The organism is Pseudomonas sp. CMR5c, assembly GCF_003850545.1.
In the GTDB taxonomy this organism is placed as follows: Bacteria; Pseudomonadota; Gammaproteobacteria; order Pseudomonadales; family Pseudomonadaceae; genus Aquipseudomonas; species Aquipseudomonas piscis.
Genome location: NZ_CP027705.1, coordinates 6,332,532 through 6,358,848 on the forward strand (window position 1 = coordinate 6,332,532; position 26,317 = coordinate 6,358,848).

Genomic DNA, 26,317 nt, shown 5'->3' on the forward strand with positions numbered 1-26,317 from the left:
CGCTTGCGACTGTGGTGGACAGGCCACCACGTGCTTTTCTCAGTCTTCCAGCAGCTCTTCGGCCTGGCCCAGGATGTTGTCCAGGGTGAAGCCGAACTCTTCGAAAAGTGCAGGCGCAGGCGCCGACTCACCGTAGGTGGTCATGCCGATCACGCGGCCTTCCAGGCCCACGTACTTGTACCAGAAGTCGGCATGGGCGGCTTCGATGGCGATCCGCGCACCGACCTGCAGCGGCAGGACCGACTGCTTGTAGCCTGCATCCTGGGCATCGAACACGCTGGTGCACGGCATGGATACCACACGCACCTTGCGGCCCTGCTCGGTCAGCTTGTCGAAAGCCTGCACCGCAAGGCCCACCTCCGAACCGGTGGCGATCAGGATCAGATCTGGCTCGCCTGCGCAGTCCTTCAACACATAACCACCGCGGCTGATATCGGCGATCTGACCGGCATCACGGGTTTGGTGCTGCAGGTTCTGGCGGGAGAAGATCAAAGCCGAAGGACCGTCCTTGCGCTCCAGCGCGTGCTTCCAGGACACCGCCGACTCCACGGCGTCGGCTGGACGCCAGGTGTCGAGGTTCGGCGTGCTGCGCAGGCTGGTCAGTTGCTCGATAGGCTGGTGGGTCGGGCCGTCTTCGCCCAGGCCGATGGAGTCGTGGGTGTAGACGTGGATCACCCGCTGCTTCATCAGTGCCGACATGCGCACCGCGTTGCGGGCGTACTCCATGAACATCAGGAAGGTCGCGCCGTAAGGCACCAGGCCACCGTGCAGGGCAACGCCGTTCATGATGGCGGTCATGCCGAACTCGCGTACGCCGTAGTACATGTAGTTGCCGCTGGCATCCTCGGCACTGACGCCCTTGCAGCCTTTCCACAGGGTCAGGTTGGAGCCGGCCAGGTCCGCCGAACCGCCGAGGAACTCAGGCAGCAATGGACCGAAGGCGTTCAGGGTGTTCTGGCTGGCCTTGCGGCTGGCGATGGTCTCGCCCTTGGCCGCCACTTCGGCGATGTAGGCGTCGGCCTTGGCGGCGAAGTCCGCCGGCAGGTCACCGGCCAGGCGCCGTACCAGTTCGTTGGCCTCGGTCGGGAAGGCTGCGGAGTAAGCGGCGAAACGCTGGTCCCACTCGGCTTCGACAGCGCGACCGGCTTCCTTGGCATCCCACTCGGCATAGATGTCGGCAGGGATTTCGAACGGACCGTGGTTCCACTTCAGGGCTTCGCGGGTCAGGGCGATTTCCTCGGCGCCCAGTGGCGCGCCGTGGCAGTCTTCCTTGCCCTGCTTGTTCGGCGAACCGAAACCGATGGTGGTCTTGCAGCAGATCAGGGTTGGCAGCGGGCTCTTGCGCGCGGTCTCGATGGCGGTCTTGATCTCTTCCGGATCGTGGCCGTCGACGTTGCGGATCACTTGCCAGTTGTAGGCTTCGAAGCGCTTGGGCGTGTCGTCGGTGAACCAGCCTTCGACCTCGCCGTCGATGGAAATGCCGTTGTCATCGTAGAAGGCGATCAGCTTGCCCAGGCCCAGGGTGCCGGCCAGGGACGCGACTTCGTGGGAAATGCCTTCCATCATGCAGCCATCACCCAGGAACACATAGGTGTGGTGATCCACGATGTTGTGACCGGGACGGTTGAACTGCGCCGCCAGGACTTTTTCCGCCAGGGCAAAGCCCACGGCATTGGCCAGGCCCTGACCCAGGGGGCCAGTGGTGGTCTCCACACCCGGGGTGTAGCCGAATTCCGGGTGGCCCGGGGTACGGCTGTGCAGTTGGCGGAAATTCTTCAGGTCGTCGATCGAAAGATCGTAGCCGGTCAGGTGCAGCAGCGAGTAGATCAGCATCGAGCCATGACCGTTGGACAGCACGAAGCGGTCACGGTCGGCGAAGGACGGATTGCTCGGGTTGTGCTTGAGGTAGTCACGCCAAAGTACTTCGGCGATATCCGCCATACCCATGGGGGCACCCGGATGGCCGCTGTTGGCTTTTTGCACGGCATCCATGCTGAGGGCACGAATGGCGTTGGCACGCTCACGACGGCTTGGCATCGCTGATCTCCTGAAGATTGGACAAAACAAAACGGAAAAAAGGCCTGCATTTTCCCTCAGGCGTCTGGCGGGGGCAATGACAGATAGTTACTCAAGCACGTTTTTCCTACGGCTAACCACTCAATCGACCAGGCAAACCCCGACACCGTTCCCCATCCTGGCTGGCGACAGCCCTGGATCGCCCTCGCACAGCTCAATATCAAAACTTTTTGATATTGGCCTTGCGGGCTGTTTCGGGCGCCACTAGACTGCGCTCCCATGAACCTGCATGTATCCAACATTCGCCATGACGATTGCGACGATCTGGCCGCCCTGTGCAAGGCCGGCGGCGATCCGTTACGGCTGAACGTATTGCGTGCCCTGAGCAACGATTCCTTCGGCGTGCTGGAGTTGGCGCAGATCTTCGCCATCGGCCAGTCGGGCATGAGCCATCACCTGAAGGTCCTGGCCCAGGCCGGGCTGGTGGCCACCCGCCGCGAAGGCAATGCGATCTTCTACCGCCGCGCCTTGCCCCACACCGAACTGCTGGGTGGCAAGTTGCATGCGGCGCTGCTGGATGAAGTCGACCAATTGCCCTTGCCGGTCGAAGTCCAGTCGCGGATCGGCCTGGTTCACGGGCAACGGGCCGCTGCCAGCGAAGACTTCTTTTCCCGGGTGGCGGAGAAATTCCGCGCCCAACAGGACCTGATCGCAGGACTGACGCAGTACCGCGAAAGCGTCTTGGCGCTATTGGACAAATTGAGCTTCAAGCCAGAAGCCACAGCCATCGAGGTCGGTCCCGGCGACGGCGGATTCCTCCCCGAGCTGGCCCGGCGCTTTGCCCAGGTAACCGCCCTGGACAACAGCCCGGCGATGCTGGAGCTGGCACGCCAGTTGTGCGAGCGCGAAGCGCTGGCTAACGTCAGCCTGCAATTGGCCGATGCATTGAAAGGCATGCCACTCAAGGCCGACTGCGTGGTGCTGAACATGGTCCTGCACCATTTCGCGGCGCCAGCCGAAGCACTCAAGCAGATGGCGCAATTGCTGCAAGCAGGCGGTAGCCTGCTGGTGACAGACTTGTGCAGCCATAACCAGAGCTGGGCCAAGGAAGCCTGTGGCGATCTCTGGCTAGGGTTCGAACAAGATGATCTGGCCCGTTGGGCCACCGCTGCGGGACTGACTCCCGGGGAAAGCCTCTATGTAGGCTTACGTAATGGTTTCCAGATCCAGGTCCGCCATTTTCAGCGACCGGCTGGCGACACTCACCATCGGTAAATTTAGGAAACCGTCGAGATGAGCGAATACTCCCTTTTCACCTCCGAGTCCGTGTCCGAAGGGCATCCGGATAAAATCGCTGACCAGATTTCCGATGCGGTGCTGGACGCTATCATCGCCCAAGACAAGCACGCCCGCGTAGCGGTTGAAACCCTGGTCAAGACTGGTGTCGCCATCGTTGCCGGCGAAGTGACCACCAGCGCCTGGGTCGACCTGGAGCAGATCGTCCGCGACGTCATCTGCGAAATCGGCTACACCAGCTCCGACGTCGGCTTCGACGGCGCCACCTGCGGCGTGATGAACATCATCGGCAAGCAGTCCCCTGACATCAACCAGGGCGTCGACCGCGCCAAGCCTGAAGACCAGGGCGCCGGCGACCAGGGCCTGATGTTCGGCTACGCCAGCAACGAAACCTCGGCACTGATGCCGGCCCCGATCGCGTTCTCCCACCAGCTGGTGCAGCGCCAGGCCGAGGCCCGCAAATCGGGCCTGCTGCCATGGCTGCGCCCGGATGCCAAGTCCCAGGTCACCTGCCGCTATGAAAACGGCATCGTGGTCGGCATCGATGCGGTGGTGCTGTCGACCCAGCACAACCCGGAAGTCTCCTACAACGACCTGCGCGAAGGCGTGATGGAACTGATCGTCAAGCACGTGCTGCCAGCCGAGCTGCTGCACAAGGACACCCAGTTCCACATCAACCCGACCGGCCAGTTCATCATCGGCGGCCCAGTGGGCGACTGCGGCCTGACCGGCCGCAAGATCATCGTCGACAGCTACGGCGGCATGGCTCGCCACGGCGGTGGCGCGTTCTCCGGCAAGGACCCATCCAAGGTCGACCGTTCGGCAGCCTACGCCGGTCGCTATGTGGCCAAGAACATCGTCGCCGCCGGCCTGGCCGAGCGTTGCGAGATCCAGGTGTCCTACGCCATCGGCGTCGCCCAGCCGACTTCGATCTCGCTGAACACCTTCGGCACCGGCAAGATCAGCGATGACAAGATCATCAAGCTGGTACGCGAGCACTTTGACCTGCGTCCTTACGCGATCACCACCATGCTCGACCTGCTGCACCCGATGTACCAGGAAACCGCAGCCTACGGCCACTTCGGCCGCGCTCCGGAAACCAAGACTGTGGGCGAAGACACCTTCTCCACCTTCACCTGGGAAAAAACCGACCGCGCCGAGGCCCTGCGCGCCGCCGCCGGCCTGTAAGCCTTCCCGCGTCACCAAGGCCCCGCCCGGCTATGCCGGCGGGGCTTTTTTGTACCCAAGGATTTCTCCCTCCTGCCTCCATATTCTCTGCCTTACAACCAAAGTCGCCGTCCGGACCACCTGCCGGACCGACCGGGACACAACCGGCAAACACCTGCCACGCCCGCCCCGCATCACCGCACCTAACCTTTGAGCATGACCTTTCCGGGCAAGGACGCTCGCCATGCTGCCAAGACTGCTCCTGCTGACGATCTTCATCCCGCTGTCGACCCAGGCCCATTGCCCGGACTGGCCGACAACCCGGGCCGGCGTGGAAATCGCCACCCTGCACCAACAGCTCCAGCGCTGGGATACCAGCTATCACCGGGACGGCCAGGCGCTGGTTGCCGATGAACTCTACGATCAGGCCCGCCAGCGCCTGGATACGCTGCAAGGCTGCTTCCCCCTCGTGCCCCAGGCCAGATCCCGCCCGCTGGCCACTGCCCGCGGCAATATCGCTCACCCGGTGGCCCATACCGGAGTGGAAAAGCTCCCGGGCGCCGACGCCGTGCGACTCTGGTTGCGCAACCGTCGGGAAGTCTGGGTGCAGCCCAAGATCGACGGCGTGGCCGTGAGCCTGATCTACCGCAAGGGCCGCTTGCACCAGGCACTGAGTCGGGGCGATGGTCAGCAGGGCCACGACTGGAGCAGCGTGGCCCGGCAGATCCCGGCCATTCCCCAACAATTACCGCAGCCCGTGGACCTGTTGCTCCAGGGTGAGCTGTACCAGCGCCTGGAGGGCCACGTGCAGGCCCGGGCCGGCAGCCGCAATGCCCGTAGCCGAGTGGCGGGCTGGATGGCCCGCAAACACCTGGAGCCCGATGCCGCGGCACAAATCGGCTTGTTCGTCTGGGATTGGCCACAAGGGCCACAAGCGATGGATGAACGCCTGGAGCAGTTGGCCAAGCTGGGTTTTACCGAAGGCCGCGAATACAGCCGCAGGATCGCCAACTTCGACGCGGCCCAGCATTGGCGCGAACACTGGTACCGCTCGGCGCTGCCGTTCGCCAGCGACGGAATCATCCTGCGCCTGGGCCGACGCCCCGCGGCCGAACGATGGCAGGCCCGGAATCCGCACTGGATCGCCGCCTGGAAGTACCCCTACATCCAGGCCTTGGCCGATGTCCGCGAGGTAGAGTTTCGCGTCGGTCGCACCGGACGCATCACGCCACTTCTGCACATCGAACCGGTCACGTTCGACGATCGGCAGATCCGCCGGGTCAGCGTCGGCTCGCTACGCCGCTGGCGCGAGCTGGACATCCTCCCCGGCGACCAGGTGGCCGTCAGTCTCGCCGGTCTGACCATTCCCCGCCTGGATGGCGTGGTCCTCAGGGCACCACAGCGTCCACCGCTCCAGGCTCCGGCGCAGAGCGACTTCCACGCGCAGAGCTGCTGGCAACCCTCCCCCGGATGCGAGAGCCAGTTCCTGGCACGCCTGGCCTGGCTCAGTGGCAAGCAGGCCCTGGACCTGGAGCATGTCGGCGAGCAGACCTGGGTACGACTGGTCCAAGCGGGGCGAATCAAGAGCCTGCTGGATTGGTTGACCCTCGACCAGGCAGAGCTTGTTAACATGGCCGGCTTCGGCGAACGCAGCAGCGCACGCCTGCTCGAAAGCCTGCACAACGCCAGGCGGCGACCCTTCGCGCTTTGGCTGAAGGCCCTGGGCTTGCCGCCCAGTGGCGCTGCCGACCTGGGCGGCCCATGGCAGGCGCTGGCACTCAAGAGCAGCCTGGACTGGCAGCAAGAAGCCGAGGTTGGGGTGGAGCGCGCGGAGCGACTGGCAGCGTTCTTTCGCGACCCGCAGGTGCTGGCCTTGCGTGCCACCCTGAATGCCGCCGGCGTCGAAGGTTTTTAGTCGCTCACCTGGGTCGGGTATTGAACCACCTGGTCCGAAATGGGCTCCAACAGCCCATTCCGGCACGCCCCAGCATTACTTCATTGGTTATTTTTTGATCTTTTTCACCTGGAGCCGTCAATGAACATCTTTCCTTCGCTCGCAGCCCTGACCCTATGCGGCTTGATGAGCGCGCCACTGTTGGCCAACGAGCAAACACCCGAACTGACCGGCTGCGCCGCCAAGCGCCAGGCCATCACGACCCAGATCGAACAAGCCAAGGCCCACGGCAACAGCGATCAGCAGGCCGGCCTGGAACGCGCCCTGAATGAAGTCACCACCCATTGCACCGACGCCTCGCTGAAGAAAGAGCGGGAAAACAAGGTGCTCGACGCCAAGCACGAAGTCAGCCGCCGCCAGGCCGACCTGGAAAAGGCCATGAAGAAGGGCGACTCGGAGAAGATCAACAAGCGCAAGGACAAGCTCGCCGAATCCCGCAAGGAACTGCAGCAAGCTCTGGACGATCTGGACAAGTAAGCCGGGCACTGCCCCCGACATGACGAGGAGCTCCGGCATCCCTGCCAGGGCTTTGCCCGGCCGGGATCAGTGATTACGAAACTCTTTGTGGCAGGCGCTACAGGCGTCCTCGACCTTCTGCACCGCCGGGCCAAGGTTGCTGGCCTTGTAGGGCTGGACCTGGCTGGCGACCACCAGTTCACCGGTGGCTGCCTCCAGGACCCGGGCCAGCTCCTGGAAGCGTGCCTGCCGGCGCCAGACATCATCGGTGGCGCTGGTGTGGTCTTCTTCCTTGACCGCAGGGAAGTGCTTCCAGGGCTCGCGGGACAGGTTGTCGAGCTTCACTGCGCCCTCGGCGAAACGCGCACCGTCGAACGGGATGCGTCCGCGGAGCATGCCTCCCAGGTCTTCGCCGGTCTTGAGCATCTGTTTGAAGATCGCCTTGCGCTGGCCCAGGGGAGAATTGGGATCGACCCCACCGCAGGCGGAAAGCGTCAGGCAGGCCAGCAATACAACAGAGAGTCTTTTTAACGTCATGGTGGCTTCAGGTCAGGTCACGGAAAACGGCGGCCAGTATCCTCGCCTCCCGGACAAAGACCAATAGCCCTATTAATAATATGGGTTGTCCTCCGCCATGAATGCGGGACGTCCCCCCAAGGAAACACAGCATGAACCCGAGTTTTCCCCGCTGGTGCCGCCACTGGTTCTGGACCGTCCCGGCCCTGGCGCTGCTCGCCGGTTGCAACGGCGGCGACACTGAACAGCCCCCCTCTCAGCCACAGACCCACGCCCTGGCCACCTACAACAGCGCCCCCTGGGAGGCGCTGCCCGCAGTAGCCGACAATGACCTGCTGGCTGGCTTCGGCTCCTGGCGCAGCGCCTGCACCCGGCTCAAGGCCGATCCGGTGTGGGGCGCCACCTGCGCCGCCGCGGCCAACGTGCCCCAGAGCCCCGAGGCGATCCGTGGTTTTCTCAAGGAACGCCTGCAGGTCTACGGCCTGCGCTCGGGCAGCGGCAGCACCACGGGCCTGATCACGGGCTACTACGAGCCGGTGTATCCCGGCAGCCTGGCCCAGACCAAGGCGGCCAACGTACCGGTGTATGGCGTGCCGGACGACATGATCGTGGTCGCCCTGGACAGCCTCTACCCCGAACTCAAGGGCAAGCGCCTGCGGGGACGGCTCGAAGGTCGGGTGCTCAAGCCCTACGACGATGCCGCGACCATCGAGGCCCAGAGCGTCAAGGCGCCGGTGATCGCCTGGCTGACCGACCCCATGGACCTGCAATTCCTGCAGATCCAGGGTTCGGGCAGGATCCAGCTGGACGATGGTCGCCAACTGCGTATCGGTTATGCCGACCAGAACGGCCACCCGTACCGGCCTATCGGTCGCTGGCTGGTGGAGCAAGGCGAACTGAAGAAGGAAGAAGTGACCATGGGCACCATCGCTGCCTGGGCCAAGGCCCACCCGGCGCGGATTCCCGAGCTGCTGGGCAGCAACCCGAGCTATGTGTTCTTCAACCGCAACCCGGACAGCAACGAAGGGCCGCGCGGCTCGCTGAACGTCCCCCTGACCTCGGGCTACAGCGTCGCCGTGGACCGCAAGGTGATTCCCCTGGGCAGCCTGCTGTGGCTATCCACCACCCGCCCCGACGGCAGCAGCCTGGTACGCCCGGTTGCGGCCCAGGACACCGGCGGCGCGATCACCGGGGAAGTGCGCGCCGACCTGTTCTGGGGAACTGGCGATGCAGCCGGGCAACTGGCCGGCGACATGAAGCAACCAGGCCAGATCTGGATGCTCTGGCCCAAGGACATGCCGCTGCCCCAGGTGCCGCAAGTCGCCAATACCCCGTAACGCCTCCAGCCGGAACCGGCTTGTCGACCAGGACGTCGACAAGCCCGGCCAGCCTCAGATCGAGACGAAGAAGAAGCTGGCGATCAGCCCCATGCCCACGAACCACACCAAAGAACGCAGCACCGCCCAATCCGCCAGGTAGCAGATCATGTACAGCAGGCGGCTGGTGATGAACAGCACCGCCAGCACGTTGATGGTCACCAGCTCGGCGTTGCCCGCCACATGGGCAATGATCACTGCGGCGGCGAAGGCCGGAGTCACCTCGAAGCCATTGAGCTGTGCGCAATGCGCACGCTTTGGCAGACCCTCCAGGGTACTCAGGAAGCCCCGTGGATCATGGTTGTGCCGGAGCCCGTAGTTGCCAGCGCCCTTGGCGATGGCGGTGCACAGGTATGGCAGGGCGATTGCGATCAATACACACCAGAACGCGACAGTCATAACGTAAATCCTTTTTTAGAGTTTTAGGGAGTGCTCACAGCTTCATCACCAACATGCCGATCAGCACCAGGCCACAGGCCATCAGCCTTGGCCGGCCGAAGGGTTCCTTCAGGTAGCGCATGCCGAACAGCACCACCAAAATCACACTGATTTCACGCAAGGCCGCCGCTTCGGCGATAGAGCCCAACTGCATGGCCCAAAGCACCAGAGCGTAGCTGAACAGCACGCAGAAGCCGACGCTCAGCCCCAGGCGCCATTGTTCACGCCAGAACAGAGCGAAGGCCGGGCGCTTCCAGACCACCGCCACCAGGGGAAAAGGCCAGGCGCTGAGCAGCGTGCCCCAGGTCAGGTAGTCCAACGGGTGTGCCCAGCGGCGCAGGGCCTGGCCGTCGATGAAGGTGTAGCAACCGATGCACAGGCCGATCAGGGCCACTACCGGCAGCATGCTCCAGGGCAGGCGCGCCCCGCCTCCGCCCTGCCAAAGCAGGCACAGCATGCCGAAGGGGATCAGCAAGATGCCGAGGATCTGCTGGTTGCTCAGGGCTTCGCCACCGAACCCCAGGGTCAATGCCAGCACCACCAGGGGCGAAAGGCCACGCATCAGCGGGTAGACCAATCCCAGGTCCCCCACTCGGTAAGCCTGGATCAACAGGTAGCGATACAAGAGTTCGAAAGCCGCGGAAGCGAAGATCCAGGGCCAGAGTTCCTGGGGCGGCCATTGCAGGAAGAACAGCATGCCGGCCACGAACAGCAAGGCCACGCTGTCCATGCAGGCCACCACCAGCAGCCGCTCGCCACTGAACTTGATCAGCGTGTTCCATGCCGCATGCAACAGCGCCGCCATCAGAACCAGAGTTGTCGCCAGCACCTCGCCTCCCTGCCTGAACATCATCGCGAAGCGGCGATCCTCGCATGCCGCCCGCCTCGGTTGCACGGAGCATCGGCACTTTTGGCCGGGTAGGCGGCGAGTTCGTCCGCATGGACATGGGGCCGAGTTTGTCCCCGGGACTGCAACATCGCCGCTTCGACGTGGTCAATGTGTCGATTACCGCCATGCCTGATGGCAACTTGCCTCGTCGGCCACTGTGCCCCTGGACGGCACCGGGACATCAAACCCTTGGCCTGAACGACTTCAGGCTGTTTTCCACGATCATCCAAAGGAGTCCGGATGCTTGAACTTGTCGCTGCCTTTATCTGCCTGACGACCCTGCTGACCTACGTCAATTTCCGTTTCATCGGCCTGCCACCGACCATTGGCGTGATGGTCACCGCCCTGCTGTTCTCCCTGCTGCTGCAGGGGCTGACCTACCTGGGCTACCCCGGCCTGGAAGAGCATGTCGAAGAACTGATCGGCAAGATCGACTTCGGCGACCTGCTGATGAACTGGATGCTGTCGTTCCTGCTGTTCGCCGGCGCCCTGCACGTCAACCTCAACGACCTGCGCAGCTATCGCTGGCCCATAGGCCTGCTGGCGACGGTCGGAGTGCTGATCGCCACCTTCGTCATCGGCAGCCTGGCCTACTGGATCTTCGGCCTGTTCGGCTGGCACGTGAGCTTCCTCTACTGCCTGCTGTTCGGCGCGCTGATCTCGCCAACCGATCCGATCGCGGTGCTGGGCGTGCTGCGTACCGCCAATGCCTCCAAGCCGTTGAAGACCACCATCGTCGGCGAATCGCTGTTCAACGACGGCACGGCGGTCGTGGTGTTCACCGTACTGCTGGGCATCGCGCAACTGGGCGAAACCCCCACCGTAGGCGCCACTGCCTGGCTGTTCGTGCATGAGGCCATTGGCGGCGTGCTGTTCGGCGGCCTGATCGGCTACCTGGTGTACCTGATGATCAAGAGCATCGAGCAGCACCAGATCGAAGTGATGCTGACCCTGGCCCTGGTGATCGGTGGGTCGGCCATGGCCAGCGAGATCCATGTCTCGGCACCCATCGCGATGGTGGTGGCGGGCCTGATCATCGGCAACCTGGGACGCAACCTGGCGATGAACGACATGACCCGGCGCTACCTGGATGGTTTCTGGGAATTGCTCGACGACATGCTCAACGCGCTGCTGTTCGCCCTGATCGGCCTGGAGCTGTTGCTGTTGCCATTCAACTGGCTGCACCTGGCGGCGGCCAGCCTTTTGGCGTTGGCCATCGTGGCCTCGCGCCTGCTTACCGTGGCCCCGGCGATCCTGCTGTTGCGCCGCTGGCGCAGCGTGCCCCGGGGCACCATCCGCGTGCTGACCTGGGGCGGCCTGCGCGGCGGTGTCTCGGTGGCGCTGGCCCTGGCCCTGCCCCTGGGGCCGGAGCGGGACCTGGTGCTGAGCATCACCTACATCGTGGTGTTGTCGTCGATCCTGCTGCAGGGCCTGACCATCGGCAAGCTGGTGCGCCACGTCACCAACGAGGTGCCGGCAGGCAAGGCCGAAGCCCACTGATCCACGGGCCGTCGCACGCGGCAGGCCAATCTGCCTGCCGCGTACGCCCGAGCCGGCTCAGGCGCCAGGCTCGTCGTCCTTGAACTGATCCTTGACGTACTTGATCTCGGTGCGACCGTGGGGGGCCGGCAAGCCGTCCTCTCCCAGGTTGACGAAGACCATTTTCTCCACCGTGAGGATCGACTTGCGGGTGATCTTGTTGCGCACTTCGCAAGTCAGGGTAATGGAGGTACGCCCGAACTCGGTGGCGGTGATGCCCAGTTCGATGATGTCGCCCTGGCGCGAGGCGCTGACGAAGTTGATTTCCGAAATGTACTTGGTGACCACGCGCTGGTTGCCCAACTGGACGATGGCGTAGATCGCCGCTTCTTCGTCGATCCAGCGCAGCAGGCTGCCGCCGAACAGCGTGCCATTGGGGTTGAGGTCTTCGGGTTTTACCCACTTGCGGGTGTGGAAATTCATGTTCACTCCTGACCGTCCTGCCATTTGATGCCCGGCATGATCGCAGACCAGGCCACCTCGCTCTATATAACCTCGACTATGGTCTCGATTGAGGAACTTCATCCAAGCGACAGAAACACTTTGGGAAGTCTGGCTCAGGTCGCTATAATCGCCACCGTTTCGAAACGGTCATCGACCCTTGATACCGTTTTCCCGCCACCTGTCCGAGGGGCGCTGCAGCAGGCTCGGCCTGTCAGGCTCGGATGGGGCGTTGTCGGTACGGGACTTCCCATACGGACACTAAACGCACAACGGCGCCCATTCGCACATTACGAATGGAGGCTCTTCATGAGCGCTGTCAACACGCCTGCAGATTTTACCGATTACAAAGTCGCCGACATTTCCCTGGCTGCCTGGGGCCGCCGCGAAACCATCATCGCTGAATCGGAAATGCCAGCCCTGATGGGTCTGCGTCGCAAGTACCTGGCCGAACAACCGCTCAAGGGCGCGAAGATCCTCGGCTGCATCCACATGACCATCCAGACCGCCGTGCTGATCGAGACCCTGGTTGCCCTGGGCGCCGAGGTTCGCTGGTCGTCCTGCAACATCTTCTCCACCCAGGACCAGGCCGCTGCATCCATCGCCGCCGCCGGCATCCCGGTCTTCGCCTGGAAAGGCGAGACCGAGCAAGAATACGAGTGGTGCCTGGAGCAAACCATCCTCAAGGACGGCAAGCCTTGGGACGCCAACATGATCCTCGACGACGGCGGCGACCTGACCGAACTGCTGCACAAGAAGTACCCGGCTGTTCTGGAGCGCGTCCACGGCGTGACCGAAGAAACCACCACTGGCGTGCATCGCCTGCTGGACATGCTGGCCAAGGGCGAGCTGAAGGTTCCTGCGATCAACGTCAACGACTCGGTGACCAAGAGCAAGAACGACAACAAGTACGGCTGCCGTCACAGCCTGAACGACGCTATCAAGCGTGGTACCGACCACCTGCTGTCCGGCAAGCAAGCCCTGGTGATCGGCTACGGTGACGTGGGCAAGGGCTCGGCCCAGTCGCTGCGCCAGGAAGGCATGATCGTCAAGGTCACCGAAGTCGACCCGATCTGCGCCATGCAGGCCTGCATGGACGGTTTCGAGCTGGTCTCGCCGTTCATCGATGGTATCAACGACGGTACCGAAGCGAGCATCAACAAGGACCTGCTGGGCAAGATCGACCTGATCGTGACCACCACCGGCAACGTCAATGTTTGCGACGCCAACATGCTCAAGGCCCTGAAAAAGCGCGCCGTGGTCTGCAACATCGGTCACTTCGACAACGAAATCGACACCGCCTTCATGCGTAAGAACTGGGCATGGGAAGAAGTGAAGCCCCAGGTACACAAGATCCACCGTACCGGCCACGGCGATTTCGACCCACAGAACGACGACTACCTGATCCTGCTGGCCGAAGGCCGCCTGGTGAACCTGGGTAACGCCACCGGTCACCCAAGCCGCATCATGGACGGTTCGTTCGCCAACCAGGTCCTGGCCCAGATCTTCCTGTTCGGCCAGAAGTACGCCGACCTGTCGCCAGCCCAGAAAGCCGAGCGCCTGACCGTTGAAGTGCTGCCCAAGAAACTCGACGAAGAAGTGGCCCTGGAAATGGTCCGCGGCTTCGGTGGCGTGGTCACTCAACTGACCAAGCAACAGGCCGACTACATCGGCGTGACCGTCGAAGGCCCGTTCAAGCCGGACGCTTACCGGTACTAAGAGCAACTGCAAGCCTTGAGCTTCAAGCGGCAAGTAAAGGCCAAAAGCCGACCTTGCCGCACGAAGCCCACGGCTTCGCCCCAATTTGCCAAAACAGTGTCAGGCTCCAGGCTCCAGGCACAAGAGACGAGCGCACCTCCGCTTTTCTTGCAGCTTGCAAGCTTGCGGCTTGTAGCTGGAGGTCCCCTCCATGTCCCAAGACCGTCGCTACAGCTTCGAGTTCTTCCCCACCAAGACCGATGCTGGGCATGAAAAACTGCTCGCCACTGCTCGTCAGCTGGCCAGCTGCAATCCCGATTTCTTCTCCTGCACCTACGGCGCCGGCGGCTCGACCCGTGATCGTACGGTCAACACCGTGCTGCAGCTGGAGAGCGAAGTGAAAGTTCCTTCGGCACCGCACCTGTCCTGCGTTGGCGACAGCAAGGACGACCTGCGCGGCCTGCTGCAGCAATACCAGGCAGCCGGCATCAAGCGTATCGTCGCCCTGCGCGGCGACCTGCCTTCGGGCATGGGCATGGCCAGCGGCGAACTGCGTCACGCCAATGACCTGGTGAACTTCATTCGTGAAGAAACCGGCAGTCATTTCCACATCGAAGTCGCCGCCTACCCGGAAATGCACCCGCAAGCGCACAACTTCGAGGACGACCTGCAGAACTTCGTACGCAAGGCCAACGCCGGTGCCGACAGCGCGATCACCCAATACTTCTTCAACGCCGACAGCTACTTCTACTTCGTCGAGCGCGTGCAGAAACTGGGCGTGAACATCCCGATCGTGCCGGGCATCATGCCGATCACCAACTACAGCAAGCTGGCACGCTTCTCCGACGCCTGTGGCGCCGAGATCCCGCGCTGGATCCGCAAGCAACTGGAAGCCTATGGTGACGACAGCGCCAGCATCCAGGCCTTCGGTACACAGGTCATCAGCGAGATGTGCGAACGCCTGCTGCAAGGCGGCGCCCCAGGGTTGCACTTCTACACCCTGAACCAGGCGGAGCCGAGCCTGGCGATCTGGAACAACCTGAAGCTGCCGCGCTGACCGGCAAGGCAACACCGGCCCCGGTGCCAACCGGGGCCTTCCTACCCGCGCCAGGCCTGATCTAGAGCGCCTGGAACTGCCCCTAGCATTTGCATGATCTCTCGGCGTACTCTCCAGCAATGTCCGTCATTGCCCGGTTGCTGACAGCCCTTCTCTGCGCTTGCCTGAGCCTCGCCGCCCATGGCGAGACGCTGCGCATCGTCACCGAACCCTGGGCCCCCTATGTCTACGAGGAAAACGGCAAGTCTCTGGGGCTGGACTACGAGGCCACCGCCATCGTCTTCCAACGCCTGGGCATCGAGGTGCAGTGGCAATTCCTGCCCTGGAAGCGCTGCCTGGCGATGCTGGAAACCGGCCAGGCCGACGGCGCCCTGGATATCTTCCACAGCGACGAGCGCGACAGCACCCTGCTTTACCCCAGCGAGGCGCTATCGGAAGTCGAGTTCGTGATGTTCTACGCCAACCGCCGGCCCCATCCGTTCAAGCACCTGGACGAGCTCAAGGGCCTGACCATCGGCACCTCCCCTGGCTACCTGTACAGCGAAGACTTCAGCAACTCCACGCTGTTCAACCGCGAACCCGCCCCCACCCACGAGGCCAACTTCGGCAAATTGCTGCTGGGCCGGATCGACCTGCTGATCACCGACAAGCGGGTCGGCCAGCATCTGCTGGACACCCTCGGCATCCGCGACCAGATCAGCCAGAACCCCCTGGTCATCAGCCGCCAGCAGCAATACCTGGCAGTACGCCGCCAGGCTGGCATGGACCTGCTGGTGCAGCGCTTCGCCGCCGAACTCAAGCGTTTCAAGCGCGAACCGGCCTATGCCGCGCTGAGCGCCAGGTATGGGGCGGAACCCACCCTGCCGCCTGTCAGGTCGTCTTCGACCCGTGAATCAGAAAAAACCGTTGAGCAGCAGGAAAGCAGCGCACACTGAATGCTCTGTTATACTCCGGCCTCCCGCCAGGCTCACGCCCGGACGCTGGACCCTGTTCAAGGCACCTCCACCCCGCTACGGCGCAGCCGACCGGCCCGCGCGAGCCCTTGGTGGATGTTTTCCCAGGCCAGCAGGACCGGACGGGATTGCGTCCTCTTGAACGCCATTCGCGCCCGGCAAGATCATCCCTTTGGGCCAAGCCCTCACTAAAACAGGATTACTCATGTCCTTTGCTTCCCTCGGTCTCTCCGAGGCTTTAGTCGGCGCCATCGAAGCAGCCGGCTATACCCAGCCTACTCCGGTGCAACAGCGGGCCATTCCCGCCGTGTTGCAAGGTCGCGATCTGATGGTCGCGGCACAGACAGGTACTGGTAAAACCGGCGGTTTCGCCCTCCCGATCCTGGAGCGGCTGTTTCCCAATGGTCATCCGGACAAATCCCAGCGTCACGGCCCGCGCCAGCCTCGCGTCCTGGTCCTGACCCCGACTCGCGAACTGGCCGCGCAGGTGCACGACAGCTTCAAGCTGTACGCCCGCGACCTGAAGTTCGTCAGCGCCTGCATCTTCGGCGGCGTCGGCATGAACCCGCAGGTCCAGGCCATGGCCCGTGGCGTCGACGTGCTGGTGGCCTGCCCCGGCCGCCTGCTGGACCTGGCCGGCCAGGGCAGCATCGACCTGTCCCACGTGGAAATCCTGGTCCTGGACGAAGCCGACCGCATGCTCGACATGGGCTTCGTCCATGACGTCAAGAAGGTCCTCGCCCGCCTCCCGGCCAAGCGCCAGAACCTGCTGTTCTCCGCGACCTTCTCCAAGGACATCACGGACCTGGCCAGCAAGCTGCTGCACGACCCCGAGCGTATCGAGGTCACCCCGCCGAACACCACGGTGGAGCGGATCGAGCAGCGGGTCTTCCGCCTGCCGGCCAGCCACAAGCGCGCGCTGCTGGCGCACCTGATCACCGCTGGCGCCTGGGAACAGGTCCTGGTGTTCACCCGCACCAAGCACGGTGCCAACCGCCTGGCCGAATACCTGGACAAACATGGCCTGAGCGCCATGGCGATCCACGGCAACAAGAGCCAGAACGCCCGTACCAAGGCCCTGGCCGACTTCAAGGCCGGCGAAGTACGGATCCTGGTGGCGACCGACATCGCCGCCCGTGGCCTGGACATCGACCAACTGCCCCATGTGGTCAACTTCGAACTGCCCAACGTCGATGAAGACTACGTGCACCGTATCGGCCGTACTGGCCGGGCCGGTCGTTCGGGCGAGGCCATCTCCCTGGTGGCCCCCGACGAAGAGAAGCTGCTCAAGAGCATCGAGCGCATGACCAAGCAGAAGATCGCCGACGGCGACCTGATGGGCTTCGATGCCAGCGCGGTGGAAGCCGAGAAACCGGAAGTGCGCGAGCGTCCGGACACCCGCAACTCGCGCAACGCCCGCGCGCCCCGTGGCGACAACCCCAACGGCGGCGGTGGCGGCGGTGGTCGCAAGGACAAGGGCAAGGACAAGGGCGGCAAGGACAAGCCGGCCCGTGGCGAACGCCAGGCTCGCGAGCAGAAGCCTCGCGAGAACGCCGCGCCGCGTGAACAGCGTCAACCTGCCCCACGCCCAGAACGGGCGCCGGACGAGTTCCTCGATGACGACGTGGACAACTTCGGCAACCGCGCCGACTACGTCAGCCCATACCAGAACAAGGGCAACCAGCAAGGTCGCGGCCGCCGCCCCGGAACCCCGGGCCAGGGCCAAGGCACTGCTGGCAGTGGGCAGCGCAACGGCGGCCAGGGTCGCAATGGCAACCCGCGCAGTGGTGGCGGAGCCAGCAACAGCAACGGTGGCACGCCGGCCAAACGCAACGGCCAGCGCAGTGGTGCTTCCCGTGATGGCCAGGGTCGTCGCGACGAGTCGCGCAATCGCCGTCCGGGCCGTGACGATCAAGGCCGCCAGGAACCCGCAGTGCAGAATCCACGGAGCAACCAGCCGAAGATCATGCACAAGGAGTCCAAGGTCGATCGTTTCCCGACGCCTGAGCAACTGGAGCAGTTGCCAAGCCGCCCACGGGGCGAAAAACCGGCCCTGCTGACGCGCAACCGCTAAGCGAGCTGTAATGCAAAACGCCCCGGATCCTGAGATCCGGGGCGTTTTTGCTGGTGTCCGGGAAACTGCGGCCAACCATAAGAAAACGCCCCTGGTTCTTGGGCCAGGGGCGTTTTCTTGTGCGTGCCATGGGTGCGGTCGCGCCCATGGCGGCGGCAGCTACAGGCGAAGCATTACTTGGCCTTCACACCTTCGAAGGTGATGTACAGGTCGACGTTGTTGGACGCCGGGCCCAGGTCCATCATCTTGCCGAAGTCCTGGCGATTGATGCTGGTGGTGCCTTCGAAGCCAGCGCGGTAGCCGCCCCATGGATCCTTGCCTTCACCCAGGAAGGTGGCCTTGACTACTACAGGCTTGGTCACGCCGTGCAGGGTCAGGTCGCCGGCCACGTCAGCGGTCAGCTTGCCATCGGCGTTCTTGCCGGTTGGCTTGACGCTGGTGGAGACGAACTTGGCGTCGGCAAACTTGCCAGCGTCCAGGAAGTCCTTGCTGGTAATGTGCTTGTCACGCTCGGCGTGGTTGGTGAACACGCTGGCGGTGCGCACGTTGACTTCGATCTTGGCGTCTTCCGGCTTGGCCGCATCGAAGCTGAACTTGCCGTCCAGATCCTTGAAGGTACCGGTGATGAAGCTGTAGCCCAGGTGGCTGATCTTGAAGTCGACGAAGGCGTGCTGGCCTTCCTTGTCGATCACGTAGTCCGCTGCCATTACCTGACCGGCCGCCAATACAGCAGATCCGATTGCCAGAGCGGCGAGAGTCTTTTTCAACATGCTTTCTATTCCTTTCGAGTCAAGGTTGAACATCAGGCTTTGCGGCCCAGCATACGGGTGAGGGTCGCATCACGATCGATAAAGTGGTGCTTCAATGCAGCCAGTCCATGGATGCCGGCAAAGACTACCAGCACCCAGGCCAGGTACAAATGCACCACACCTGCCACATCTGCCTGGTCCGGCAGTCCGGATACCAGGGCAGGAACTTCGAACAAGCCGAATACCGGGATACCCACGCCATCTGCGGTGGAGATCAGGTAACCGGCGATCATCACCGCGAACAGGCCCAGGTAGAGGAACGCATGCCCCAGCTTGGCGCCCAGTCGGGTCAGGCGGCCATGATTGGCCGGGGCCGGCGGCGGTGGGCTGACGAACCGCCACAGCACCCGCAGCAGCATGATCGCAAACAGCGTCAGGCCAATGCTCTTGTGCAGGTCCGGCGCGTCTTTGCGCCAGGTACTGTAGTAGTCCAGGCCGACCATCCACAGGCCCAGGGCAAACAGTCCGAATACCGCCAGGGCCACGCCCCAGTGCAGAACAATGCTTACCCAGCCGTAGCGCGAAGAAGAATTACGTAACTGCATTGTGTTGCATCCTGTAAGAAACGCTGGCCAAGACTATCGATTTACCTATCGAATTAAAGCGGAAATTTTCGCTTTGAAATATCGAGAAATACGATCGATAGTCTGTACCGAGCGAGTTAAGTAAAGATTAAGTCCCTCGAGTTCCTCTGCGGGCCGGTCCCCCGTTCCAGTGCCTTGACCTCCTTCACCGGCGTCTTTGCCCAGGGTGCGCCACACCTGCGGCGCCACCTCGCACAATAGGTTGTCCCACGGCCATGCATTGCATAGGCTTGCCCGATCGTTTGCCCGCGCCTTTTTGCGAGCACCTCCAGGAGACTTTACATGGGCCTGAATAACCAGTGGATGCAACGCGATCTCGCGGTGTTGTGGCATCCCTGCACCCAGATGAAAGACCACGAACAACTGCCGTTGATCCCGATCCGGCGGGGTGAAGGTGTCTGGCTGGAAGATTTCGAGGGCAAGCGCTACCTGGATGCGGTCAGTTCCTGGTGGGTCAACGTGTTCGGCCACGCCAACCCGCGCATCAACCAGCGCATCAAGGACCAGGTCGACCAGCTGGAGCATGTGATCCTGGCCGGCTTCAGCCACCAGCCGGCGATCGAGCTGTCCGAACGCCTGGTGGCCATGACCCCCGCCGGGCTGGACCGGGTGTTCTACGCCGACAACGGCTCGTCGTGCATCGAAGTGGCGCTGAAGATGAGCTTCCACTACTGGCAGAACACCGGCAAACCGGCGAAGAAGCGCTTCGTCACCCTGACCAACAGCTACCACGGCGAGACCATCGCCGCCATGTCGGTGGGCGACGTGCCGCTGTTCACCGAGACCTACAAGGCGCTGCTGCTGGACACCATCAAGGTGCCCAGCCCCGACTGCTACCACCGCCCTGAAGGCATGGGCTGGGAAGAGCATTCGCGCAACATGTTCGCCGCCATGGAACAGACCCTGGCCGAACACCACGAGACGATCTCGGCGGTGATCGTCGAGCCGCTGATCCAGGGCGCTGGCGGCATGCGCATGTACCACCCGGTGTACCTCAAACTGCTGCGCGAGGCTTGCGATCGCTACGACGTGCACCTGATCCACGACGAGATCGCCGTGGGCTTCGGCCGCACCGGCACCATGTTCGCCTGCGAGCAAGCCGGCATCCGCCCGGACTTCCTGTGCCTGTCCAAGGCCCTGACCGGCGGCTACCTGCCCCTGGCCGCCTGCCTGACCACCGACAAGGTGTACCAGGCGTTCTACGACGACTACCCGACCCTGCGGGCCTTCCTCCACTCCCATAGCTACACCGGCAACCCGCTGGCCTGTGCCGCGGCGCTGGCGACCCTGGATATCTTCGAACAGGACAACGTGATCCAGGCCAACCAGGCCCTGGCCGCGCGCATGGCCAGCGCCACCGCGCACCTGGCCGACCACGCCCACGTCGCCGAGATCCGCCAGACCGGCATGGCGCTGGCCATCGAGATGGTCCAGGACAAGGCCAGCAAGGCCGCCTACCCCTGGCAGGAACGCCGTGGCCTGAAGGTCTTCGAGCACGCCCTGAGCCGTGGCGCCCTGCTGCGTCCGCTGGGCAGTGTGGTGTATTTCCTGCCGCCCTATGTGATCACCCCGGAGCAGATCGACTTCCTCGCCGAAGTGGCCAGCGAAGGCATCGACATCGCCACCCGGGACAGCGTCAGCATGGCGGTGCCCAAGGACTTCCACCCGGATTTTCGCGATCCGGGCTGAGGCCCGCCCGAGCGTGGCCGCACAGGCCACGCACCCGCACACCCCATCGATCCGACTTCAACAGAGACCGCAGATGAGATTGTCCCGCTTCTTTATCGACCCCCCCTGAGCCTTGGCGAGCACGAGCTGCCCGAAGCCCAGGCCCACTACATCGCACGGGTGCTGCGCATGGCCGAGGGCGATGCGTTGCAGGTGTTCGACGGTTCGGGGCAGGAGTTTCGCGGCACCCTGGTGGAGGTGGGCAAGAAGCGCGTGCGGATCAGCCTCGACGAGAGCTTCGCCGGCCAGCCCGAGTCGCCGCTGCGCATCCACCTGGGCCAGGGCCTGTCCCGTGGCGAGCGCATGGATTGGGCGATCCAGAAAGCCACCGAGCTGGGTGTCGACCAGATCACCCCGATCTTCAGCGAGCGCTGCGAGGTGCGCCTCAAGGATGAACGGGCCGACAAGCGCCTGCTGCATTGGCGCCAGGTGGCCATCAGCGCCTGCGAGCAGTGCGGGCGCTCCAAGGTCCCGGTGATCCACCCGCCGCTGTTGCTGGCGGACTGGCTCAAGCGGACCGCTGCCGACCTCAAGCTGGTGCTGCACCCGGTGGCCCAGCCACTGGAAAGCCACGCCCGCCCGGAGACCCTGGCCTTCCTGATCGGCCCCGAGGGCGGCCTGTCCGACGCCGAGGTCGAACAGGCCCAGGGCGCCGGTTTCCTGCCGGCGCGCCTGGGTCCACGGGTACTGCGTACGGAAACCGCGCCGGTGGTGGCCCTGGCCGTGGCCCAGCAGCTCTGGGGCGACTTCTAGCCCGTTCCCGCCGTTGCCTGACACACCGACGCCCATCGCCGGCAAGCCTGGCTCCTACAACAAGCCGACCAGCAGCAACCCCGATCCCGGTGCGGCGTTTACTGCACCGGATCGCTGGTGGGCTTGGCGATGATCGCCTTCAGCTCGCTGGTCATGGGGAATTCCAGGTTCAGCCCCTTGGGCGGGATCGGCTGCTCGAACCAGCGCTGGTAGATCCCGTTGATCTCGCCGGAGCGATACAGGTCCGCCAGGGCAGTGTTGACCAGGGCCAGGAACTGCGGGTCGTCCTTGCGCACCATGCAGCTGTAGATCTCCCGCGACTGCTCCTCGCCCACCACGATCCAGTTGTGCGGATCACGGGCCTTGGCCCGCTCGCCATAAAGTAGCGCATCGTCCATGTAGAACGCCGCCGCGCGCCCCGACTGGAGCATCTGGAAGGCTTCGCCGTGGTCCTTGGCGCTGATCACGAACATGTCGATCTTGTGCTCGACGTTGTAGCTCTTGAGAAAGCGCTCGTTAGTGGTGCCGGCGGTGGTCACCACGTTCTTGCCCCGCAGGTCGGCGAAGCTCTTGATCCCGCTGTCCTTGGCGGTCAGCAACTGGCCCTTGACGTAGATGAAGCCATAGGAGAAGGCCACCTGCTTCTGGCGCTCGGCCGTCACCCCGGTGGAGCCGCACTCCAGGTCCACGGTGCCGTTCTGCACCAGCGGGATGCGGGTCTGGGAGGTCACCAGGTTGTACTTCACCGTCAGCTTGGGCAGCTGCAGCTGCTGCTGGATGCGCTCCACCACCTTGCCCGCCAGCTCCACGGAATAACCCATGGGCTTGCCGCTGTTGTCCCCCACGTAGGAAAACGGCACCGAGGCATCGCGATAACCCAAGGTAATACTGGCGCTGTTGGCGATCTTGGCCAGGGTTCCCTCCAGGGGTGCCTCATTGGCCTGGGCCATGGCGCTGAACAGCAGGCCCAGGGTGCAGCCGAGCAACGTGATCTTGTGCATTGTTATTCTCCGTTGGGGTTGAAGGCGCTTCAGCGACGGGTGGCGATGATACTGATTTCGACGAGGATTTCCGGGCGCGCCAGGGCCGCCTGCAAAGTGGTGCGCGCCGGTGCCTGTCCGGGGGACAGCCAGGCCGACCACACCTCGTTCATGCCGGCGAAATCCGCCTGGATGTCCTTGAGGTAGATGGTGGCGTTGAGCACGTGGTCCTTGTCGCTGCCGACCTCGGCCAGCAGTGCATCGATCTTCTCCAGGACCTCGCGGGTCTGCCCGGCGATGTCCTGGCTGGCCCCCGGCACCTGGCCGGAAAGGAACACCAGTTCGGCGAAGGTCACGGCGCCACTCAGGCGGTTGTTGCTATGCAGACGCTGGATACTCATTGGAAACACTCCTGGTGATGACTCAGGCGGCGCGTGGCGCCAGGCCCTGCATGTCGATACTGGTGGGACGCTGGCCGATCAGTTCGCCCAGCAACTGGCCGCTGCCACAGGCCAGGGTGAAGCCCAGCGCGCCATGGCCGAGGTTGAGCCACAGGTTGCGGTAGGCGGTGCCCCCCACCAGCGGCACGCCGCTGGGGGTCGCCGGGCGCATGCCGGCCCATTCCACGGCGGCCTGGTAATCGCCGGCATGGGCGAAGGTCTGCGCCGCCTGGCGCCGCAGCAGGCCCAGGCGCCCGGGGTCCGGGGCCGGGTCGAAGCCGACGATATCGACCATGGCCGCCACCCGTAGCTGTTGGCCGATCCGCGCGTAGACGATCTTGCGGTTGTAGTCGGTGATGCTGATTTCCGGCGCTCGGTGCTGCGGGCCGATGGGCGCGCTGAGGCTGTAGCCCTTGAGCGGGTACAGCGGCAACTTGAGCCCGGGCAGCTGCAACTCGGGGCTGCGGTGCCCGGCAGCCAGCACCAGGTGGTCCACCGCCAGCTGGCGCTCGCCCAGGTCGATGGCCTGCACCTGGTCGCCCTGGTGCCGGATGCCGCGCACTCGCTGCCCGAGAAGGATCTCGCAGCGTCCGGACGCCTGCAGGCGCGCCGCCAGCTGCTGGCAGAAGGCATGACAGTCGGCCACCTCTTCGTCCGGGGTATAGATGCCACCGATGAAGGGCGCGTCGCCCAGGGCCGGCTCCAGGCTGGCGCATTCGGCCCCCGTCAGCACCTGCTGCTGGCGCGGGTCGGACAGGTTGTGCCGGGCGTGCTCGAAACTGCCGGCGTCACGGAAGGTCACCAGCTTGCCGTTGCGCCGCCAGTCGAAGTCCGTCAGGCCGTCGGCTTCGCGCCAGGTCTTGAGGGTCTCCTGGCTGAGCAGTGCCAGGCGCAGCAAATGGGCGCCATTGCGCTGGTTCACCGAGTGCCGGCAAGCCCCCAGGAACCCCGCCAGCCAGCGCCACTGCGCCGGGTCCAGGCGTGGCCGCAGGCGCAGCGGCGAATCGCCCTTGAGCATCCAGCCCAGGGCCTGCCAGGGCACGCCGGCATCGGCCAGCGGCGCCACGTAGCGATAGGAGAGCTGGCCGCCGTTGGCGAAGCTGGTCTGGCTGCCCAGGCTGTCCTGGGCTTCCACCAGGGTCACCTCCAGGCCCTGGCGGACCAGGGCATAGGCGCTGGCCAGGCCGATGACGCCACCACCGATGATGCAAACCCGCTGACCCATGACTGCCCTCTTAGCTGATGTTCGATGGCCCAAGGTTAGGGGCAGGTGACAGGCGCCGGACAATGAATAAAGATGGACCACCCATAAACAAAGGTTATGGACTTGCCATGCGCCTTCGCCATATCGAGATTTTCCAGGCCATCCGCCAGACCGGCTCCATCAGCGGTGCCGCGCAACTGCTGCACGTCTCGCAGCCGGCGGTGACCAAGGTATTGCAGCACGCCGAGCTGCAGCTGGGTTTCCCGCTGTTCCTGCGGGTACGCGGCAAGCTGCAACCGACCCCGGAAGCCCTGGAGCTGGAACGGGAAGTGGACAAGGTCAGCGAGAGCCTGCAGGGCGTGCGGCGCCTGGCCCAGAACCTGCGCCGGGCGCCGGGCCACAGCCTGCGCATCGGCGCCACCCCGGCCCTGGCCCTGGCCTTGCTGCCGCCGGCCATCAGCGAATGGACCCGGCGCTACCCGGACAGCCTCTGCGAGCTGTCCAGCGCCCACAGCCGCGAACTGGTGCAGAACCTGCTGATGCGCGAAATCGATGTGGCCCTGACCCTGCAACGGCCGGATCACCCCGGCCTGAACGGCCAGGCCCTGGCCCAGGGCGTGCTGGTGGCCCTGGCCCCACGCGGCTATTGGCCCGATGGCAGCCTGGGCCAGCCCCTGGCGCTGCAAGAGCTGGCAGACGCACCGCTGATCGGCCTGAGCAGCGCCGACCCGCTGTCGGCCCGGCTCGATGGTTATCTCAAGGCCGTGGAACCACCGCCACGGGTGAGCATCGCGGTGCAGACCTATTCCCTGGCCCGGGCCATGGTGGAGTCCGGCGCCGGCCTGGCGCTGATCGATCCCTTCACCGCCCTGGGCGCCTCCTCGGCCAGCACCGCGATCCGCCCCCTGAGCCCGTCGCTGCCCATCACCCTGTATGCCGTGAGCCGGGCCGCCGAACCGCCGCCCCATACCTTGAGCAGCTTGCTGGAGATCTTTGGCGGGCAGGCCCAGGAGCAACTGGATCGGTTGATGGCCGCCGATTGAGGCGACCGGTCAGGACCTCATCGCGAGCAAGCTGCGCTCCCACACAGGGATCACCGTACCTGCAGGAACAAGGCTACCCGCGCGGAACGATGAGGCGTGCCGATCACAACACATAGAACAGGATGGCGACGAAGTGCAGCAGGCTGCCGGCGATGACGAACAGGTGCCAGATGCCGTGGGCGTGGCGCAGGCGGTTGTCGAGGGCGAAGAAGATGATCCCCACGGTGTACAGCACCCCGCCCGCCGCCAGCCAGGTGAAACCCGCCGGTCCCAGGGCCGCCAGCAGCGGCTTGACCGCCACCAGCACGATCCAGCCCATCACCGCGTAGATCACGATGGACAGGACCCGCGCTTCGGAGCGCGGCTTGATCTCCTGCAGGATGCCGATCAAGGCCAGGCCCCAGACGATGCCGAACAGGGTCCAGCCCCAGGGCCCGCGCAAGGTCACCAGGCAGAACGGTGTATAGCTGCCGGCGATCAGCAGGTAGATCGAGAAGTGATCGACCTTCTGCATGATGTTCTTCGCCCGTCCACGCACGCTGTGGTAGACCGTGGACACGCTATAGAGCACCAGTAAGGTGAAGGCATAGATCGCCACCCCGACGATCTTCCACGGGCTGCCGTCGAGGCTGGCCAGCACCACCAGCCAGATACCGCCGATAAACGCCGCGACCGCCCCCAAGAGGTGGGTCCAGGCGTTGAGTCTTTCTCCGTGATACATCGATCAGCCACCCTGAAAACATCCACAACCATCCCAGCAGACCCTCTGCGGGCCGCTGCGTTCGACCGCAAGGCCAGCGACGGGCCCGCGCCTGCAGTGTGCAAGCGCAATATGTCCATTGGGGCGCGCCGCTGAAAAAACCAGCGGTCACATGACGACTCATCGGGCATCATCGGACCCTCGCC

23 protein-coding genes, 1 pseudogene and 1 riboswitch are annotated in these 26,317 nt (G+C 64.1%); of the genes and pseudogenes, 13 read left to right on the forward strand and 11 right to left on the reverse strand.

Annotated elements, in window-relative coordinates:
* Positions 1 to 39: 39 nt before the first annotated feature.
* Positions 40 to 2,037: a transketolase gene (gene tkt, locus C4K40_RS29255; RefSeq protein ID WP_053134012.1), complete on the reverse strand. Its 1,998-nt coding sequence runs from the start codon at positions 2,035 to 2,037 to the stop codon at positions 40 to 42.
* A gap of 258 nt (positions 2,038 to 2,295) precedes the next feature.
* Here tkt and C4K40_RS29260 point away from each other — a divergent pair, with 258 nt between their 5' ends.
* From C4K40_RS29260 to C4K40_RS29275, 4 genes are all read left to right on the forward strand, one after another.
* Positions 2,296 to 3,291, forward strand: coding sequence for a metalloregulator ArsR/SmtB family transcription factor (locus C4K40_RS29260; protein ID WP_053134009.1), 996 nt, complete (start codon positions 2,296 to 2,298; stop codon positions 3,289 to 3,291).
* Positions 3,292 to 3,309: 18 nt separating this feature from the next.
* Positions 3,310 to 4,500 (forward strand): methionine adenosyltransferase, encoded by a 1,191-nt coding sequence (metK, locus tag C4K40_RS29265; protein WP_053134007.1) that lies wholly within the window; start codon positions 3,310 to 3,312, stop codon positions 4,498 to 4,500.
* 223 nt (positions 4,501 to 4,723) lie between these two features.
* Entirely contained in the window at positions 4,724 to 6,394 is a 1,671-nt protein-coding gene (ligB, locus tag C4K40_RS29270; RefSeq protein WP_053134003.1) for an NAD-dependent DNA ligase LigB, read from the forward strand.
* Between the two features lie 120 nt (positions 6,395 to 6,514).
* Positions 6,515 to 6,910 (forward strand): DUF1090 domain-containing protein, encoded by a 396-nt coding sequence (locus C4K40_RS29275; RefSeq protein ID WP_022641576.1) that lies wholly within the window; start codon positions 6,515 to 6,517, stop codon positions 6,908 to 6,910.
* A gap of 66 nt (positions 6,911 to 6,976) precedes the next feature.
* Here the strand turns inward: C4K40_RS29275 and C4K40_RS29280 are convergent, their stop codons facing one another.
* The gene (locus C4K40_RS29280) at positions 6,977 to 7,426 is read right to left on the reverse strand and encodes a cytochrome c (RefSeq protein WP_053134000.1); all 450 of its coding nucleotides are present in this window, start codon (positions 7,424 to 7,426) and stop codon (positions 6,977 to 6,979) included.
* A 131-nt stretch (positions 7,427 to 7,557) separates the two neighbouring features.
* On the opposite strand from C4K40_RS29280, the gene C4K40_RS29285 reads away from it, so the two are divergent.
* Positions 7,558 to 8,742, forward strand: a complete 1,185-nt coding sequence (locus tag C4K40_RS29285) for a murein transglycosylase A (RefSeq protein ID WP_053133998.1) — start codon at positions 7,558 to 7,560, stop codon at positions 8,740 to 8,742.
* 54 nt (positions 8,743 to 8,796) lie between these two features.
* On the opposite strand, the gene C4K40_RS29290 is transcribed toward C4K40_RS29285, so the two are convergent.
* Entirely contained in the window at positions 8,797 to 9,180 is a 384-nt protein-coding gene (locus tag C4K40_RS29290) for an MAPEG family protein (protein ID WP_053133995.1), read from the reverse strand.
* Between the two features lie 34 nt (positions 9,181 to 9,214).
* Positions 9,215 to 10,048: an EamA family transporter gene (locus C4K40_RS29295; protein ID WP_053134108.1), complete on the reverse strand. Its 834-nt coding sequence runs from the start codon at positions 10,046 to 10,048 to the stop codon at positions 9,215 to 9,217.
* A gap of 300 nt (positions 10,049 to 10,348) precedes the next feature.
* Between C4K40_RS29295 and C4K40_RS29300 the strand changes: the two genes are divergently transcribed.
* Entirely contained in the window at positions 10,349 to 11,608 is a 1,260-nt protein-coding gene (locus C4K40_RS29300) for a sodium:proton antiporter (protein WP_022641581.1), read from the forward strand.
* 57 nt (positions 11,609 to 11,665) lie between these two features.
* On the opposite strand, the gene C4K40_RS29305 is transcribed toward C4K40_RS29300, so the two are convergent.
* A complete protein-coding gene (locus C4K40_RS29305) occupies positions 11,666 to 12,070 on the reverse strand; it encodes an acyl-CoA thioesterase (protein WP_022641582.1) in 405 nt (134 codons plus the stop codon).
* 199 nt (positions 12,071 to 12,269) lie between these two features.
* Positions 12,270 to 12,376, forward strand: a riboswitch (S-adenosyl-L-homocysteine riboswitch).
* A gap of 21 nt (positions 12,377 to 12,397) precedes the next feature.
* Between C4K40_RS29305 and ahcY the strand changes: the two genes are divergently transcribed.
* The 4 genes from ahcY to C4K40_RS29325 all read left to right on the forward strand — a co-directional run bounded on the left by ahcY (position 12,398) and on the right by C4K40_RS29325 (position 17,870).
* A complete protein-coding gene (gene ahcY / locus C4K40_RS29310) occupies positions 12,398 to 13,807 on the forward strand; it encodes an adenosylhomocysteinase (protein ID WP_022641583.1) in 1,410 nt (469 codons plus the stop codon).
* A gap of 190 nt (positions 13,808 to 13,997) precedes the next feature.
* Positions 13,998 to 14,843 (forward strand): methylenetetrahydrofolate reductase [NAD(P)H], encoded by an 846-nt coding sequence (metF, locus tag C4K40_RS29315; RefSeq protein WP_022641584.1) that lies wholly within the window; start codon positions 13,998 to 14,000, stop codon positions 14,841 to 14,843.
* A gap of 119 nt (positions 14,844 to 14,962) precedes the next feature.
* On the forward strand, positions 14,963 to 15,778 hold the full coding sequence (locus tag C4K40_RS29320; protein ID WP_022641585.1) for an ABC transporter substrate-binding protein: 816 nt from the start codon (positions 14,963 to 14,965) through the stop codon (positions 15,776 to 15,778).
* Between the two features lie 223 nt (positions 15,779 to 16,001).
* Positions 16,002 to 17,870, forward strand: coding sequence for a DEAD/DEAH box helicase (locus C4K40_RS29325; RefSeq protein ID WP_022641586.1), 1,869 nt, complete (start codon positions 16,002 to 16,004; stop codon positions 17,868 to 17,870).
* Between the two features lie 173 nt (positions 17,871 to 18,043).
* On the opposite strand, the gene C4K40_RS29330 is transcribed toward C4K40_RS29325, so the two are convergent.
* Positions 18,044 to 18,640 (reverse strand): YceI family protein, encoded by a 597-nt coding sequence (locus C4K40_RS29330; protein WP_031320659.1) that lies wholly within the window; start codon positions 18,638 to 18,640, stop codon positions 18,044 to 18,046.
* A 32-nt stretch (positions 18,641 to 18,672) separates the two neighbouring features.
* Positions 18,673 to 19,224 (reverse strand): cytochrome b, encoded by a 552-nt coding sequence (locus C4K40_RS29335; protein ID WP_022641588.1) that lies wholly within the window; start codon positions 19,222 to 19,224, stop codon positions 18,673 to 18,675.
* Between the two features lie 321 nt (positions 19,225 to 19,545).
* Here C4K40_RS29335 and C4K40_RS29340 point away from each other — a divergent pair, with 321 nt between their 5' ends.
* Both C4K40_RS29340 and C4K40_RS29345 read left to right on the forward strand, forming a co-directional pair.
* The gene (locus C4K40_RS29340; RefSeq protein WP_053133992.1) at positions 19,546 to 20,952 is read left to right on the forward strand and encodes an adenosylmethionine--8-amino-7-oxononanoate transaminase; all 1,407 of its coding nucleotides are present in this window, start codon (positions 19,546 to 19,548) and stop codon (positions 20,950 to 20,952) included.
* A gap of 73 nt (positions 20,953 to 21,025) precedes the next feature.
* Positions 21,026 to 21,744, forward strand: a pseudogene (locus C4K40_RS29345) (16S rRNA (uracil(1498)-N(3))-methyltransferase).
* A 98-nt stretch (positions 21,745 to 21,842) separates the two neighbouring features.
* Here C4K40_RS29345 and C4K40_RS29350 read toward each other — a convergent pair.
* Genes C4K40_RS29350 through C4K40_RS29360 form a run of 3 tightly spaced genes read right to left on the reverse strand, consistent with a single transcriptional unit; the run spans position 21,843 to position 24,434 of the window.
* Complete coding sequence (locus tag C4K40_RS29350) at positions 21,843 to 22,745, reverse strand: transporter substrate-binding domain-containing protein (protein WP_022641590.1); 903 nt, start codon at positions 22,743 to 22,745, stop codon at positions 21,843 to 21,845.
* A gap of 29 nt (positions 22,746 to 22,774) precedes the next feature.
* On the reverse strand, positions 22,775 to 23,125 hold the full coding sequence (locus C4K40_RS29355; RefSeq protein WP_022641591.1) for a RidA family protein: 351 nt from the start codon (positions 23,123 to 23,125) through the stop codon (positions 22,775 to 22,777).
* A gap of 22 nt (positions 23,126 to 23,147) precedes the next feature.
* Positions 23,148 to 24,434: a D-amino acid dehydrogenase gene (locus C4K40_RS29360; RefSeq protein ID WP_124421394.1), complete on the reverse strand. Its 1,287-nt coding sequence runs from the start codon at positions 24,432 to 24,434 to the stop codon at positions 23,148 to 23,150.
* A 62-nt stretch (positions 24,435 to 24,496) separates the two neighbouring features.
* Here C4K40_RS29360 and C4K40_RS29365 point away from each other — a divergent pair, with 62 nt between their 5' ends.
* Positions 24,497 to 25,411, forward strand: coding sequence for a LysR family transcriptional regulator (locus C4K40_RS29365; RefSeq protein WP_022641593.1), 915 nt, complete (start codon positions 24,497 to 24,499; stop codon positions 25,409 to 25,411).
* Positions 25,412 to 25,514: 103 nt separating this feature from the next.
* Here C4K40_RS29365 and C4K40_RS29370 read toward each other — a convergent pair whose 3' ends face one another.
* Positions 25,515 to 26,132: a hemolysin III family protein gene (locus C4K40_RS29370; RefSeq protein WP_031320660.1), complete on the reverse strand. Its 618-nt coding sequence runs from the start codon at positions 26,130 to 26,132 to the stop codon at positions 25,515 to 25,517.
* Positions 26,133 to 26,317: the final 185 nt, after the last annotated feature.

Excerpts from the sequence above, each read along its gene's own strand:
- C4K40_RS29280 (WP_053134000.1), bottom strand. The coding sequence starts at position 7,426 with ATGACGTTAAAAAGACTCTCTGTTGTATTGCTGGCCTGCCTGACGCTT.
- metK (WP_053134007.1), top strand. The coding sequence starts at position 3,310 with ATGAGCGAATACTCCCTTTTCACCTCCGAGTCCGTGTCCGAAGGGCAT.
- C4K40_RS29370 (WP_031320660.1), bottom strand. The coding sequence starts at position 26,132 with ATGTATCACGGAGAAAGACTCAACGCCTGGACCCACCTCTTGGGGGCG.
- C4K40_RS29355 (WP_022641591.1), bottom strand. The coding sequence starts at position 23,125 with ATGAGTATCCAGCGTCTGCATAGCAACAACCGCCTGAGTGGCGCCGTG.
- C4K40_RS29290 (WP_053133995.1), bottom strand. The coding sequence starts at position 9,180 with ATGACTGTCGCGTTCTGGTGTGTATTGATCGCAATCGCCCTGCCATAC.
- C4K40_RS29300 (WP_022641581.1), top strand. The coding sequence starts at position 10,349 with ATGCTTGAACTTGTCGCTGCCTTTATCTGCCTGACGACCCTGCTGACC.
- metF (WP_022641584.1), top strand. The coding sequence starts at position 13,998 with ATGTCCCAAGACCGTCGCTACAGCTTCGAGTTCTTCCCCACCAAGACC.
- C4K40_RS29320 (WP_022641585.1), top strand. The coding sequence starts at position 14,963 with ATGTCCGTCATTGCCCGGTTGCTGACAGCCCTTCTCTGCGCTTGCCTG.
- C4K40_RS29350 (WP_022641590.1), bottom strand. The coding sequence starts at position 22,745 with ATGCACAAGATCACGTTGCTCGGCTGCACCCTGGGCCTGCTGTTCAGC.
- C4K40_RS29330 (WP_031320659.1), bottom strand. The coding sequence starts at position 18,640 with ATGTTGAAAAAGACTCTCGCCGCTCTGGCAATCGGATCTGCTGTATTG.
- C4K40_RS29335 (WP_022641588.1), bottom strand. The coding sequence starts at position 19,224 with ATGCAGTTACGTAATTCTTCTTCGCGCTACGGCTGGGTAAGCATTGTT.
- tkt (WP_053134012.1), bottom strand. The coding sequence starts at position 2,037 with ATGCCAAGCCGTCGTGAGCGTGCCAACGCCATTCGTGCCCTCAGCATG.
- C4K40_RS29285 (WP_053133998.1), top strand. The coding sequence starts at position 7,558 with ATGAACCCGAGTTTTCCCCGCTGGTGCCGCCACTGGTTCTGGACCGTC.
- C4K40_RS29305 (WP_022641582.1), bottom strand. The coding sequence starts at position 12,070 with ATGAATTTCCACACCCGCAAGTGGGTAAAACCCGAAGACCTCAACCCC.
- C4K40_RS29260 (WP_053134009.1), top strand. The coding sequence starts at position 2,296 with ATGAACCTGCATGTATCCAACATTCGCCATGACGATTGCGACGATCTG.
- C4K40_RS29325 (WP_022641586.1), top strand. The coding sequence starts at position 16,002 with ATGTCCTTTGCTTCCCTCGGTCTCTCCGAGGCTTTAGTCGGCGCCATC.
- ligB (WP_053134003.1), top strand. The coding sequence starts at position 4,724 with ATGCTGCCAAGACTGCTCCTGCTGACGATCTTCATCCCGCTGTCGACC.
- C4K40_RS29275 (WP_022641576.1), top strand. The coding sequence starts at position 6,515 with ATGAACATCTTTCCTTCGCTCGCAGCCCTGACCCTATGCGGCTTGATG.
- C4K40_RS29365 (WP_022641593.1), top strand. The coding sequence starts at position 24,497 with ATGCGCCTTCGCCATATCGAGATTTTCCAGGCCATCCGCCAGACCGGC.
- ahcY (WP_022641583.1), top strand. The coding sequence starts at position 12,398 with ATGAGCGCTGTCAACACGCCTGCAGATTTTACCGATTACAAAGTCGCC.
- C4K40_RS29340 (WP_053133992.1), top strand. The coding sequence starts at position 19,546 with ATGGGCCTGAATAACCAGTGGATGCAACGCGATCTCGCGGTGTTGTGG.